A 14,215-nucleotide genomic window follows, 5' to 3' on the forward strand; every position below is an offset into this window, starting at 1 on the left:
CTTACACCTCTAAATAATGAGTATCGGGTTTTTCTCTATTAAATGGTTCATTTACCCACATGATTGTTACCATCTCTTTAGTTCCTAAATTTTCAATATTATGTGTATAACCAATGGGAATATCTACCACTTCCAGTTTCTCCTCACTCACAAAATACTCTATTATTTCCTCAGAGCCGATTTTTCTAAACCTAATAACACCCTGTCCACTCACAACTAGGAATTTTTCATTTTTAGTGTCATGCCAATGATTCCCTTTTGTTATTCCTGGTTTAGATATATTCACAGATACCTGTCCCCTATCAGGAGTTCTAATAAATTCTGTAAAAGAGCCTCGTTCATCTATATTCATTTTTAAAGCATATTTAAATTGATCTACCTCTAGATAGCTTAAGTATGTACTATAAAGCTTCTTCTCGAAGTCATTGGACATATTAGGTATCGTCTTTTCTTCTCTACTTCCTTTAAATGAATAAAGCAATTGCACAATTTCTTCTAAAGAAACTTCATATGAGATTGGTACTTGGAAAAATTCAGTTGTTGGGCTTGCTTGTTTATTCAATAGATTTATTAATTCATCGACTACATCATCTATATAAACTAGATTTAAAACCTTACTTTTATTTTCCACATGAATTGGTAAACCCCGAGCAATATTATGACTAAAAGTAGCAATAACACTATTATAATTTGGCCTACACCATTTCCCAAAAACATTTGGAAGTCTATATACATAAACACCAACATTATTTGCTTTTTGATAGTTAAATAATAATTCCTCAGATGCTTTTTTACTAATACCATATGGATTGTCTAATTCAGCTTGAATTGAGGAAGAGAACACTATTGGGCATCTATTCATGTGTTTCTTTAGCATATTTATAAGCATTGCTGTAAAATTGTAGTTACCTTCCATAAAATCCTCTGTGTTTTGAGGACGATTAATTCCTGCAAGATGATAAACAAAATCAATCTCTGCACAGTACTTATCTAAATCTGAGAGCTTTGATTCACTTGTAAATTGAAGAATTTCATAATCACTTTGATATTTCAAACGAGCTATCAAATTTTTGCCGATAAATCCATTTGCTCCAGTTACAAGTATCTTCATACTTGATTCCATCCCTTCAATTGCTCTTGTACATATTCTAGATTTAATAACTTGTCTTTGATTTGTTCTATTGTCAATCTTTCTGTGTTATGCGAATTATATTCATCTTGCAATGTTAAATCGCGACTGCCCTCTAAAAAATACTTATCATAGTTTAAGTCTCGTTTATCAGCTGGCACCTTGTAAAAATCCCCTAAATCTTGTGAAACCATATGTTCTTCCTTCGTTAATAAAGTTTCATACAATTTCTCACCGTGTCTACTTCCTATAATCTCTATTTCGTTATTAGCATTAAATATTGATAAAAGTGCCTTAGCTAAATCTTCAATTGTTGAAGCAGGTGACTTTTGAACCATAATATCCCCTGCTTCCGCATTTTCAAAGGCGAACATGACTAATTCAACAGCTTCATCTAAACTCATTAAAAATCTAGTCATAATAGGTTCTGTAATTGTAAGTGACTGACCTTTTTTTATTTGATCAATAAACAATGGTATCACGGATCCCCTTGAAGCCATTACATTCCCATAACGTGTACCACAAATTAAGGTTTTATTTGAGTCTACTGTTTTCGATTTAGCAATGAATACTTTCTCCATCATGGCTTTAGAAATTCCCATTGCATTGATTGGATAGGCAGCTTTATCTGTAGATAAGCAGATTACCTTCTTTATACCAAACTCAATAGCACCTACTAAAACATTTTCTGTACCAATAATATTCGTTTTAACAGCTTCTAAAGGGAAAAACTCACATGAGGGAACTTGTTTTAAGGCGGCAGCATGAAAAACGAAGTCTACACCATACATAGCATTTTTTACACTCGCTAAATCACGAACATCGCCAATGTAGAATTTCAATTTATCACTTTTATATTGCTTACGCATATCATCTTGTTTTTTTTCATCTCTTGAAAAAATGCGAATTTCTTTTATATCAGTATTTAAAAATCGTTTCATAACAGCATTCCCGAATGAACCAGTTCCACCTGTTATTAACAAGATTTTATCTTTAAACATCACTTAACCTCCAAATTTATAAGCACTCTTTCTAGTTTTTCTATAAATTTATCTTTAGTACAATTATCTTTATAAAACTTATATGAGTTTATAGCCATATCATTTTTTCTATCACTATTACAAAATTCAATAATTATATTTGCTAACTTTTTGTAATCTTCTGCAGGACAACATAGTCCACAATTTACTTCTTTTATAACTTTGGCGGTTTCTCCATTAATTGCACCTACTATAGGCTTACTAGCTGCCATATAAGATTGTACTTTACCAGGTAAGGTATAGGAAATAGTCTCATTATCTTTTAAGGTTACTAACATTGCATCTGCGATTCCATAAAAATATGACATTTCAGCTACTGGTTTTCTACCATAAAAAATAACATTAGTGATATTATATTCTTGAGCTAAGTCTTTGCATTCAATTAATTTCGAGCCATCTCCAACAATATGGAATATAATTTTACTATTATCACGTAGCAAGTTTGCTGCCTTAACTATTGTATCTACACTTTGCATTTCCCCAATGTTTCCAGCAAAAACAAAATGGTATTCACCATCAGTTTTTTTAGTTTTTTCAAAATCTGAAAATAAATCTTCGGCATACTGCGGTAGATAATGGAAAACTTTTTTTTGTGTAATGATCTTATCTGACAAGTAATTTTCAAACATTTTTGAAGTGATTCCTATTTCATCTGCAGAATTATATATATATCTTGAAATCTTTAAAAATATTTTATAGACAAATGAATTTTCATTAATCCCTCCAGCTACCAAGCTCGCTGGCCAAAGATCTAAACAATAAAGTAACATTTTTTTTTGTTGTTTCTTTTTATATAATATCGCGGGTATACCCATTAATACTGGTGAAAGCTGATTTACCAACACAACATCATATTTCTCTTTAATAAAAAGGGATTTTAACGACGCAGACATTGCAAAACTCAAATAATTCAAAAATAATTTCAACCTATTTTTCCCTCGGCCAATTTCAAATGTTCTAATCACTTGAACACCACCGATATTCTCTTGCCGTCGTCTGTTAAATTTATATTCATTTAATACCTTACCTTCTGGATAATTAGGGAGACCTGTTAATACCGTTACTTCATGTCCTTTTTTAACTAGAGTTTCACATATATCTGAAATTCGAAAAGGCTCTGGATAGTAATATTGGCAAATTACTAATATTTTCATATTTTACTTTAGCCTCCACTTTCACCCTTTTTACTTAAGTATTCTTCGATTTCTTTTTTTAACCCCTCGACTAAGGGCATTGGTGAGTATCCAAAATCTCTAACAGCTGCTTCGTGTGAGAAATTTCTATCTTCCCCCATACGTTGCACGCGTTCAATAAAATCTACTTTTTTGAAAGATAGTATTTTTAGTAATTTTGCTAGCAACACACCTATTGACAGTGGTATACTTATAAATAACGTTCGTTTTTTTAACAAACTACTAATTAATTCAAATAATTCTTTCATTGTAACAGCTTTTTCACCAGATAACACATAGTCACCGTACATGATATCTTGTCTTTTTAATACTTGGTAATATACTATACCTAAATCTCTGCCATTAACAGGTTGTAATTTATTCTCCCCCCTATTAATTACAGGAAAAAGACGTAATTTATCAACCATTTTAATGAAAACAAACATATTTCTATCATTTTTATAACCGTAAATCATTGTAGGCCTCAAATAAATTAATCCCATTTTTGAATTCTTATCTTTTATTAATTGAGCAACTTTATTTTCAATTTCTTTATATTCCTCTGAAGCACTTTTGTAATTTGAGTAAATCCCTGTAGTATGAACTAGTACCGATTTTCCAACGTTATTTTCTATCGCTGCCTTAATAACCTTGACTGAATAAAAAATTGAAGCTATATGAATAACTGTATCCACACCTTGAAAAGCTACATTTAAAAAAGTTTGATTGTCTAAGTCTCCAACTACTTTTTCAATATTCAATCCACAATTATCTAGAAAAGTTGTATCTGAGTTTTCTCTCACGATACATCTAATTGGATTTTTATAACCATTTGCAATAAGTTCTTCTAAGAAATATTTACCACTATGCCCTGTAATACCTGTAACCAGTAACACTAACTCACCTTTTTCCTAGTTTTCACCATCAAATTTCTCTATTTCTCAATATTGGTGGTTTTTTTATTTGTTGTACTTCCTTCTACAACGCCATCTCTTTTTAGTACACTAATTATAGTCATAAAAAAACATTTTATATCCATCCAAGCCCCAATTTTTTTAGTATATTCCCCATCTAACTTAGCTTTTAATTCAATCGGTAATTCGTCTCTTCCGTTAATTTGGGCCCAACCAGTTAATCCTGGACGAATATGATTTGCTCCATACTTATCCCGTTCGGTTATTAAATCATATTGGTTCCATAGTGCAGGCCTTGGTCCGATAATACTCATATCACCAATAAATATATTCCAAATTTGTGGTAACTCATCAAGGGAAGTTTTTCTTAAAAACTTCCCTACTTTTGTTATATACTTATCCGGATCTTCCAATAAATGGGTAGGAGTATCTTTTGGGGTATCTATTCTCATAGTACGAAACTTCAATATATAAAAATAAGATTGATTAATTCCTACTCTTTTTTGTTTAAAAAATACTGGTCCTGGGGAATCAATTTTAATTGAAAATATTAATAGCAAAAATACAGGGAATAAAAAAATTAACCCAAATAAAGAAAATATTATATCTACTAACCTCTTTATCTTCATGTACAAAGTTGTGCCCCCCGGTTCAAAAAGTACATCATATGCGCAAACTACATTTCTAAATATGCACTTGTTTAACTGTATTTGTTAATTCAATCAATTTCTTTTTTAGTGTTTCTCTCTCCAATGTAAGTAATGTTTTAATAAAATCATCTAATTCAACTTGTTCTAAAGGAATTGCTCTTCCAATATGAATACCTGGAAATACATGCTCTTCTTGAATTTCTTCCTCATTTAATAGTTCTTCAAACATTTTTTCTCCTGGACGTAAACCTGTATACTCAATTTTAATTTCCTCTTCAGTAAAACCAGATAATTTAATCAAGTTTCTTGCTAAATCAACAATTTTAACCGGCTCTCCCATATCGAGCACAAAAATTTCTCCATTACCACCAAGCGTTCCTGCCTGTATCACTAAACGAGAAGCTTCAGGAATTGTCATAAAGTAACGTGTCATTTCAGGATGTGTGACAGTTACAGGACCACCTGCTACAATTTGTTTCTTAAATAAAGGTATGACAGAACCTCTAGAACCAAGTACATTTCCAAATCGCACAGCTGCAAATTTTGTATTACTATTTTTGGCCAAATTTTGTACAATCATTTCTGCTATCCTTTTAGTAGCTCCCATCACATTTGGCGGATTCACTGCTTTATCAGTAGAAATCATTACAAAATTTCCAACACTAAATTCATTTGCAGCCTCAGCAATATTTTTTGTACCAAATATATTATTTTTCACTGCTTCACTTGGATTATATTCCATTAGTGGTACATGCTTATGAGCTGCAGCATGATAAATTACATCAGGTAAATATTTATCAATAATTTCAAAAACTCTATTTCTATCTTGAATATCAGCAATAATTGGTACTAATTCCGTGCCTGCGCTTCTTTGTTGAAGTTCCATATGAATGGTATAAATAGAGTTCTCTCCATGACCTAAAAGAATAAGCTGTTTTGGCTGAAAACTCATCACTTGCCTACATATTTCTGAACCGATCGACCCCCCCGCACCTGTAACAAGTATAACCTTATTCGTCAGTTTATTTGATATAGCAACCATATCCAACTTCACTTCATCTCGTCCAAGTAAATCTTCTATTTGAACCTCTTTCATTTCATTGACAGCTACTTTACCAGTCATTACATCCTCAATACTCGGCATAATTTTAACTGGTAGGTTTGTTTCTGAACAATCTTCAAAAATACTTTTAATGCCAATTCTTCCCAATGAAGGAATCGCTATAATTATTTCATCTATTCCATTCTTAACAACAAGTTTTGGAATATCCTTTGTTGTACCAGCCACTGTTATATTCATCACTTTTAACTGCTGTTTACTAACATCATCATCTACAAAAACAATCGGTAGGCAATCTGGATTTGGTGAATGAATTAAATTTCTAGCTAGCATCGTACCACCTTGCCCTGCTCCAACTATTAAGACGCGCTTTAGATTCGCTGTATTTCGAAAAGATTCTCGATCATTTAAAACACGTAACAAAAAGCGTGAGCCACCAATCATAATAATATGTAACATCCAAGTTATAACCATAACACGAGCATATACATCATTTTTAATGAAATATTGCATACCACTAGCCGTTGCAACAGATATTGTAACAGCATATGCGATTGTTAATAGTTCTCGAACTGATGCAAAACTCCATATTCGGTCATAAAGGTGAAAAAAGTATGCGGCAATATGATGACTAACTAATAGCGTTACAGCGCTTACTAAAATAACTTTATCAGAATAGCCGCTGATTGTTGGATGTAATAGCCAATAGCTCATATATATAGCCGATAGTACTATACAAGAGTCAATGATAAAAAATAGCACGTAACGCATTCGATAACTCATATAAAGCTTCCCTCTCTAAATCTATTTCACGATTGCACTGTTCTTCCAATAGTGTCTGAAGAATACTACACTTAGACCTAGCAGCATACCGACAACTAAACCAATTGCTAAATTCAACATATTGTTTGGTGAAGAAGGTTTTTCAGCCATTGTTGGTTCTGCAATCACGCGAATAAATGGATCTGGTTTAAAGCTGTCTAGACCCGTTTTAACGGATTGATAGTCTGCAAGTGCTTTTCGATATTCTTCTGATTTCGTTTGGATTTGAGCTTGCATTTGTAATAATTGATTTTGTAAGTTTCCTGTTACATTGGCTAAAGCCTTTGTTTGTTCCTCAGAGATATTTAATGTAATTTCTGTATTTAGAATTGTTTGTAATATTAATAGCTCTGGTAAATTATTCTCAAGGATTATTTTGTTATATTGTTCAATAATACCATCGATTTCTTTAGTTAAAGTAGTTGATTTTGTTTTATAGTTAATTTCCAAATCCTGCAAAGTAATCTGTACTGATTCATTCATTTTTTGCTTTGTTGCGTCCATTAATATTTGCAATTGTTGCTGAGCTTCTTTTGCTGAACTGGATGTAAATGTTAATTCAACAAGACTTTTAGCAGGATCAGCGTCCACTGTTGCAACTAAATTTTTGTCATTATAATTTACTTTAATACCAGCATCGCTTAATGCCTGCTTCATAATCGGTTTATTTTGAATACGTTGCGCATAAATAGTTGGTGTAAACTCTGTTGCTACATAGTTAGCCATAATTCCTGTATCCTGTACAGCACTTGCAACTTGCACAACTGCCTTGGATTCATATTTTTCATCTAATACAAACCAACTTGTAATCCCCGATAAAAGCATACATACAATTGTACATCCTGCAATAACAGCTTTTCCCTTCCAAATAATCTCTAGTAACTCTCGTAACTCAATTGTCTCTTCCATTTAACTGCTCCTTATTTTTAAAAGTCATTGCTAGTACAATCCCTGCAATAGCCCACATTACAGCTGATATACCAGATAAGCTATCATTAAATAATGCTTGTATTAAATAAGCACTCCAAGAGGTTCCTAGTATCCAAATTATGGATTCATTACTTTTAATTACAACCTTTAATGGGTTAAATAATGACATGGCTATTAATACGATTGCACATAAAAAACCTATTATTCCTATACCGTATAACCAGCCAATATACATGCTATGAGGTTTATCTGTAATAGTATTTTCATCCCACATGCTTGCACGTGCATCTATATTATAGTGAGGAAAGTTATACATAAATGTATCCAAACCATAACCGAATAATGGTCTTTCTTTTACCAAATCTACAGTTTTAGTCCAAATATAAGTTCGCCCCGAACCGGCTCCCCATCCTCTTTCTGGTAAAGCAGGCAATTCAAATTTTTCTGCAGCATAAGCCTTCGTCATCCAGTCAAAATCTACATTACTATTTAGACTTGTCGCTGGTGCAGGTTCTTCTTTCACATAAGGGTTTGACTTAAAAACAAATCCAACTGATTCCGTCCAAACACGAGCATCCTTATTGGCTAGCACATGAAACACAGGTGCACTCGCAACTAAAAAGACTACTATTATTGCAAAACTTTGCACTCTCTTCTCAGATTTAAATGCTGCAAAAAGTATAACCAGCATCAACACAGAAACTGTTAAAAAACCACTAGTTGAAATAGACATTAGCATTACAGCAATAGACATTATTGCAATTACTAGATGGCCTATTGCTTGTCCAATACTTTTCTCTAAAGCTGCTGCTGTTAGAAACATAACGGTCATAATAGCAAACATACCACTCATATAGTTCCACTGGTTCAACGTACCTACCAGAATAGAACCTTCACCTATATTTGCACCTGCAGGTAAAAACGCCATAACTAATTTTTTAACTACTGCCTTTTGTAATAAATCATTTCCATAGAAATTCATTGTAATAATAAATAAGTTAATTACTACAAATGGATATAAAGAATATAAAACGTAGTTTAATACTTTTTTGGGATACTCAATATTCATCGCAATAAAGAATAATGCTAAATAGCAAAGCCAGCTAATTGCACCATCAGTACGGTTGTATTGACCATGCAATGCAATAGAAATGTTTGGTGAAAAAATTGTTGATAACACAATAGCTACAGCAAATGCTCCTATTGCATAATTCAGTTTAGTTTTTCGAATTTCACCATTCATAAATAAAATTTTGACCAAGAACATGATGCCTGCTAATACCGTTATAATTAACACAGCTAACGCTTTATAGTTCGTAAAAAGGTCACCCTTTGTTCCACCTGTTAGTGCACTTACATTAGTTATCATCGGTGATTGAACCTCTACTATACTCGCCATAACGATTAATGGTACAAATCCTATGACAATAAGAAGTAATCCAAAAATCCATTTGTCTACAGATTTCTGTGATTGAATATCTTCTTCAATATCACGATAGGCGACTTTTTCGTAGAACTTACTCATTTTTAGTACCTTCCTTTAATTGCGAATTTTCGATTTGGGCTAATAGCTCTGCTACATGCTCCTGATAAGTTGGAATATCTTCTAGTGACCATTGAGATTCCTGACAACGTAATAACACGATTTTTGCCTCTTCATATTTTTCAGCCCCGACAAAAATTTCACCCAATTGAATCATAAATCTTGGGTCTTCCACTTTATGTGGATTAATATCTAAGACTTTTTGCATAAGTATTGCAGCCTGCTTCATATCACCTTTTTGTGCCATAATTAGACTAGTTGCATAATTAGCAATTTCTGAATTTGGCTGATCCTTTAAAACCTGTGAAAGTGCTACCTCTGCCCCTTCTAAATCTCCACTAGATTGCAATTGTAATGCATGATTATATAAAGACTCGTCCATCATAAATTCCTCATCTTGTTTGTTTGCCAATACACTTGCCGCAATTAGTCCAATTACAATAAATGCGACAATACCTGACAAAATATATTTTCGTACGGGTTCCGTAAATGTCATTGTAAGTCTACCTTCCTCGAATTATGTTTTTTTACACATAAGGTCATTATACTATAAAATGCCATCCACATGTAGGATGGAATTCCAATTATAATTGAAAATACCCATGTACTTATGATCAGCATAATAAATTTATAACGAAGGATAAAAATCTAATAAGAATACCTCCCTACCTGTTTTACAATTTATTACAAACTTAATATTTATAATAAAATTCACGATTATAAATAGTATAGATTAGGTATTTTGCATTGTCTGCTTATTTTTAAAATTGGTATACGTGTATTCTTAAGCTTTTAATTGTTCTAATGTAAACTAATATTTAAAAAACCATTTATTATTTAACCTAACTTTAACCTTAGTATGATAGTATGATTTTCTTGGAGAGGATGTGAGGCAGTTACAAAATTAAGATTAAACTTTAGAAGGAGTCTATGGTATGTTATTTAATTCCTATGAATTTATATTTTTATTTTTGCCTATTGTCTTTATTATTTACTTTACATTGAATCGCAGGAAATATTTATTCTCTGCAAAAGTCTGGTTAACCATTAGCTCTCTCTTTTTTTATGCTTGGTGGAATATTTATTTTTTACCAATTATTTGTGTATCTATACTAGTAAACTATTATTTTGGTCATCTACTACTCGTTAATCGATATACGGATCGTCGTAAACGTATACTAACAATTGGTATTTGCTTTAATGTACTTTTATTGGCATTTTTCAAATACATAGATTTTTTTATTACAAATTTGAATACCGTGTTCAATGTTGACATTACTTTATTGCATATAGCTCTACCATTAGCTATTAGTTTTTTCACTTTCCAGCAAATTGGTTATTTAGTGGATGCTTATTATAGTGACATAAATGAAAAAAGCTTCTTAAACTATACATTATTTGTGTCATTTTTTCCTCAATTAATTGCAGGACCGATTATACATCATAAAAAAATAATGCCACAATTTGCAGATAATCGAAAAAAATTTTTGAATAGCCAGAATATCGCTATTGGTATTTTTATTTTTTCCATTGGCTTATTTAAAAAAGTTATTTTGGCAGATGCATTAGCGATTTGGGCAACTCAAGGCTTCGATCAATTGGAAAATTTATCATTAATAGAAGCTTGGATTACTTCTTTATCCTATACTTTACAGCTATATTTTGATTTTAGTGGCTATATGGATATGGCAACAGGTAGCGCATTACTCTTTAATATAAAACTACCTGTCAATTTTAATTCTCCATACAAAGCCCAAAATATTCAAGATGTTTGGAATCGTTGGCACATGACATTAGGTGAATTTCTTTATCGCTATATTTATTTCCCTATTAATCGCTTTCTATTGAGGAAAGTATTTACACCTCTACATATGAAAAAGTTTACAATGTTAAGAACAAATATCGCATTAATGATTCTATTTTTAATTAGTGGTATTTGGCATGGTGCAGGGTGGACATTTGTATTTTGGGGTTTTTTACATGGGGCTGCTACAATCATTCATAGACATTGGAAGTCTAGTAACTTTCAAATGAATAAATATTTCGCATGGTTCATCACTTTTAATTTTTTGAATCTATCGTTGGTATTTTTTAGAGCAAATAATTTTTCTGACGCTATAAAAGTACTAAAAGGCATGATCGGTTTGAATGGTATTATGCTTCCAGAACGATTGAGTACATTCATTCCAAATGTATGGTTGAATTATTTCACAATTGGGGAGACACCTCTTAACGATGATGGTCGTGCCATTAAATACATACTAGCAGGCTTACTCATTGTTCTAGTGTTTAAAAATTCAAAACAACTACAGGAAAAATTTAAACCAACTTGGTATACAGCATTATTTACGATTATCTTATTTATATATGCAATTCTTCATTTAACACAAGAAAGTACATTCTTATATTTTAATTTTTAGAGGTCACTATGAAAAAAAATTACAGAAAATGGAGTATCTCCGTAGTTATATTATGTCTAGTATTAATAATAAGTATTGTTACATTAAATTATGTTGTGAATCCTTATAATGTTTTTAACTCTCCTACCTTCAAAGGATTTAACGAACAAAAAATAGATTCCAAAGAATATCTTTTAAAAACAAAAGTTATTACTAATAAAAAGCCTGATACAATTTTCTTAGGATCATCCCGAACACGTCTTGGATTAGATCCTAGTTATTATCAAAATATAGTTGGGGAAGAAGCCTATAATCTTGGTCTTTCTAGTGCAACAATGTATATACAATTGAAATATTTAGAGTATGCATTTAAAAATAATTCCTCATTAAAAAGGGTAATTATTGGCTTAGATTTTGAGGCATTTAATCAATATGGCACTAATCCAAGTAGCTTTACTGAGAAGCGATTGTTGACTAACCATTGGAATAAGGATGATTTAATTTCTAATCTATTTACTAAACAAGCACTTAATGATAGCATACATGTTATTCAGGAAAATATGAAACAAATTTCGATTTTAACACAAGATAGTTTCTTAGAAGATGGTAGTCATAACGAACAGGTTTTATTAGATAATCATCAAAAACTACTTAATGAGGGGCATAATCGTTTTTATGAACATTTACAAGAGTATCTAGTCAATGAGCAATTACTTGCAAAATACAAATTATCCAATAAAAATATAGATTATTTTAAGCAATTAGTTAATTTGTGTAAGGAGAATGAATTTGAGTTAATAGTTTTTATACAGCCATCCCATGCACTTCAATGGACAGGCATTGAACAGGTCGGCTTATGGAATCAACTAGAGCAGTGGAAAAAGGAGATTGTCCAGATAGTACCTGTCTGGGATTTTTCTGGCTATAACTCTATTACAACAACCTCTACAGAAAATTTTAATACCTATTCAGATCAATCCCATTATCGAAAAAAAGTTGGGAATCTTATTCTTCAACGAATTTTACAAATAGAAGCCGAAAATACACCAACCGATTTTGGGGTATATTTAACAGATACAAATATACAGTCTCATTTAGGGACTATACGTGCCGATCGAGATATTTGGATGGAAAACAATTCTGATATTATTCAAATGATTGATCAATTTATAAGGAAATAAGCTATTTTTCACCCTTAATACTAAAGGTTCTAACAAAAGATACACTTGGATATCTTAGGTGTTTAATTTGAAATTTATATATATTAACTTCAAATCGTATAGATCCTTAAATATTATGGTTCTAAGTCAAATGTTGGGGTGGTTTAATCTTTTAGCACGTTAACCCAGATGAACCCCGATTTCTTTATACTTTAAATTTAATAAGATTTTTGCTCGAAGGTGATCGAGGCGCGAAAGCCATATGCATTCCGTTTCATCACTTTTGTTTTATTATTAATAGCCTTCTAAGAAGCCGTTGGAATAACCAAAACTAAAGCTATTTAAAATTTCTACTTGCCAATTTTTTCAATGTTTGAATGGCTTTTAAGAAAGCTGGTAATTTTGTCTCTTCTACCTTACGGTAAAAAGCTAGTAATCGCTTTTTCACTTCTACGACATCATTCTTCGCCTTTGCCCAATCAAACCCACAATAGGCTTCCTTTAATTCATGCTACTTTTAATGTTTCAGACATTTCTGTATAGCGCTGTAAGTACCACTGTTTCGGTAATAATTTAGATGCACGTTTATAAAATACATGACGCATACGTTTACACTTTGTGCGATTTTATTTGTCCCATTTTTTTGTACTTGTCGGCGCACTTCATCCATTGAATAGATATAACGGCTAAAATGAAAGCGGTCTGCCACAATAACAGGTCGACCTAACGATTGACGAACAGCTGCTTTAAACTTGGATTCATATCCATAACTACTATCTCAACATCTGCTCCATACTGACTTAAATAATTTTTTATTGTTTCTTTTTTACGATTCGGTAAAATATCAATCGGTTCGCGCGTCTCCGCATTCGCAATTATTAGCTGATACGTACCTGCATCTGTATCGCCTTTATACTCATCAATCGCAATTGCTTTTGGCAAACGTGCACCCTCTACTAATTGTTTATTCGCCATCTTTTTAAAACGGCGAATGACCGTCATGGTTGATATACCTAGTCCTTCTGCGGCTTTTTTAAATGTTTTGTCTTTAATAGCACGTATACTCACTATTTGATTCCATTCCTTCGAGTAACGTTGGTATTTATCTACGAAGGGGGATCGCTTTCCACAATGACAAACATAACGACGACGTTTATAGAAAAGAATAGTTAAACGTTCAAACCATTTTAAATGTTTAATTTTCTGTATACGATAATCGTGAACCTTCGATGTTTCTTTTTTACAAACTGGACATTGATGCGTACATTTGGACAATTGTACATATAATGCAATTCGATCGCCTACTTCTTCTACTTTCGTAACCTCTACGTCTTTTAATCCTGGGATATTCATGTTAAAATTCATTTGCACAGTTCACCTTTCTATTACTTGTTTT

The 14,215-nt window shown here is 32.0% G+C and carries 11 protein-coding genes and 1 pseudogene; 2 read left to right on the forward strand and 10 right to left on the reverse strand.

What is annotated here, in order from left to right:
* Nucleotide 1 precedes the first annotated feature (1 nt).
* From AC1RNS_RS11200 to AC1RNS_RS11240, 9 genes are read right to left on the reverse strand one after another with little or no spacing between them, the layout of a single operon-like run.
* Entirely contained in the window at nt 2-1,111 is a 1,110-nt protein-coding gene (locus AC1RNS_RS11200; protein ID WP_492992648.1) for a polysaccharide biosynthesis C-terminal domain-containing protein, read from the reverse strand.
* Nucleotides 1,108-2,130: a polysaccharide biosynthesis protein gene (locus AC1RNS_RS11205; protein ID WP_492992651.1), complete on the reverse strand. Its 1,023-nt coding sequence runs from the start codon at nt 2,128-2,130 to the stop codon at nt 1,108-1,110. The genes AC1RNS_RS11200 and AC1RNS_RS11205 overlap by 4 nt, the downstream gene beginning before the upstream one ends.
* Complete coding sequence (locus AC1RNS_RS11210) at nt 2,130-3,323, reverse strand: glycosyltransferase family 4 protein (protein ID WP_492992653.1); 1,194 nt, start codon at nt 3,321-3,323, stop codon at nt 2,130-2,132. The genes AC1RNS_RS11205 and AC1RNS_RS11210 overlap by 1 nt, the downstream gene beginning before the upstream one ends.
* A gap of 8 nt (nt 3,324-3,331) precedes the next feature.
* Complete coding sequence (locus tag AC1RNS_RS11215) at nt 3,332-4,237, reverse strand: SDR family oxidoreductase (protein ID WP_492992655.1); 906 nt, start codon at nt 4,235-4,237, stop codon at nt 3,332-3,334.
* A gap of 38 nt (nt 4,238-4,275) precedes the next feature.
* The gene (locus AC1RNS_RS11220; RefSeq protein WP_492992657.1) at nt 4,276-4,890 is read right to left on the reverse strand and encodes a sugar transferase; all 615 of its coding nucleotides are present in this window, start codon (nt 4,888-4,890) and stop codon (nt 4,276-4,278) included.
* Nucleotides 4,891-4,939: 49 nt separating this feature from the next.
* Entirely contained in the window at nt 4,940-6,748 is a 1,809-nt protein-coding gene (locus AC1RNS_RS11225; RefSeq protein ID WP_492992659.1) for a polysaccharide biosynthesis protein, read from the reverse strand.
* A 21-nt stretch (nt 6,749-6,769) separates the two neighbouring features.
* Nucleotides 6,770-7,696 carry a Wzz/FepE/Etk N-terminal domain-containing protein gene (locus AC1RNS_RS11230; protein WP_492992661.1) on the reverse strand — a complete coding sequence of 309 codons (927 nt, stop codon included), beginning with the start codon at nt 7,694-7,696 and terminating at the stop codon, nt 6,770-6,772.
* On the reverse strand, nt 7,680-9,242 hold the full coding sequence (locus AC1RNS_RS11235) for an O-antigen ligase family protein (RefSeq protein WP_492992663.1): 1,563 nt from the start codon (nt 9,240-9,242) through the stop codon (nt 7,680-7,682). Before AC1RNS_RS11235 ends, AC1RNS_RS11230 begins: the two co-directional genes overlap by 17 nt.
* Nucleotides 9,235-9,756 (reverse strand): tetratricopeptide repeat protein, encoded by a 522-nt coding sequence (locus AC1RNS_RS11240; protein WP_492992665.1) that lies wholly within the window; start codon nt 9,754-9,756, stop codon nt 9,235-9,237. The genes AC1RNS_RS11235 and AC1RNS_RS11240 overlap by 8 nt, the downstream gene beginning before the upstream one ends.
* Before the next feature lie 439 nt (nt 9,757-10,195).
* Between AC1RNS_RS11240 and AC1RNS_RS11245 the strand changes: the two genes are divergently transcribed.
* Together AC1RNS_RS11245 and AC1RNS_RS11250 are read left to right on the forward strand one after the other, a co-directional pair.
* Nucleotides 10,196-11,680, forward strand: coding sequence for an MBOAT family O-acyltransferase (locus AC1RNS_RS11245; protein WP_492992667.1), 1,485 nt, complete (start codon nt 10,196-10,198; stop codon nt 11,678-11,680).
* A gap of 8 nt (nt 11,681-11,688) precedes the next feature.
* Nucleotides 11,689-12,840, forward strand: coding sequence for a hypothetical protein (locus AC1RNS_RS11250; RefSeq protein ID WP_492992669.1), 1,152 nt, complete (start codon nt 11,689-11,691; stop codon nt 12,838-12,840).
* A gap of 159 nt (nt 12,841-12,999) precedes the next feature.
* Here AC1RNS_RS11250 and AC1RNS_RS11255 read toward each other — a convergent pair.
* Nucleotides 13,000-14,184 (reverse strand): annotated as a pseudogene (locus tag AC1RNS_RS11255) (ISL3 family transposase).
* Nucleotides 14,185-14,215 lie beyond the last annotated feature (31 nt).

Source organism: Lysinibacillus sp. GW821-FHT14F06 (assembly GCF_058803665.1).

Excerpts from the sequence above, each read along its gene's own strand:
- AC1RNS_RS11230 (WP_492992661.1), bottom strand. The coding sequence starts at position 7,696 with ATGGAAGAGACAATTGAGTTACGAGAGTTACTAGAGATTATTTGGAAG.
- AC1RNS_RS11225 (WP_492992659.1), bottom strand. The coding sequence starts at position 6,748 with ATGAGTTATCGAATGCGTTACGTGCTATTTTTTATCATTGACTCTTGT.
- AC1RNS_RS11200 (WP_492992648.1), bottom strand. The coding sequence starts at position 1,111 with ATGAAGATACTTGTAACTGGAGCAAATGGATTTATCGGCAAAAATTTG.
- AC1RNS_RS11240 (WP_492992665.1), bottom strand. The coding sequence starts at position 9,756 with ATGACATTTACGGAACCCGTACGAAAATATATTTTGTCAGGTATTGTC.
- AC1RNS_RS11235 (WP_492992663.1), bottom strand. The coding sequence starts at position 9,242 with ATGAGTAAGTTCTACGAAAAAGTCGCCTATCGTGATATTGAAGAAGAT.
- AC1RNS_RS11205 (WP_492992651.1), bottom strand. The coding sequence starts at position 2,130 with ATGTTTAAAGATAAAATCTTGTTAATAACAGGTGGAACTGGTTCATTC.
- AC1RNS_RS11245 (WP_492992667.1), top strand. The coding sequence starts at position 10,196 with ATGTTATTTAATTCCTATGAATTTATATTTTTATTTTTGCCTATTGTC.
- AC1RNS_RS11210 (WP_492992653.1), bottom strand. The coding sequence starts at position 3,323 with ATGAAAATATTAGTAATTTGCCAATATTACTATCCAGAGCCTTTTCGA.
- AC1RNS_RS11250 (WP_492992669.1), top strand. The coding sequence starts at position 11,689 with ATGAAAAAAAATTACAGAAAATGGAGTATCTCCGTAGTTATATTATGT.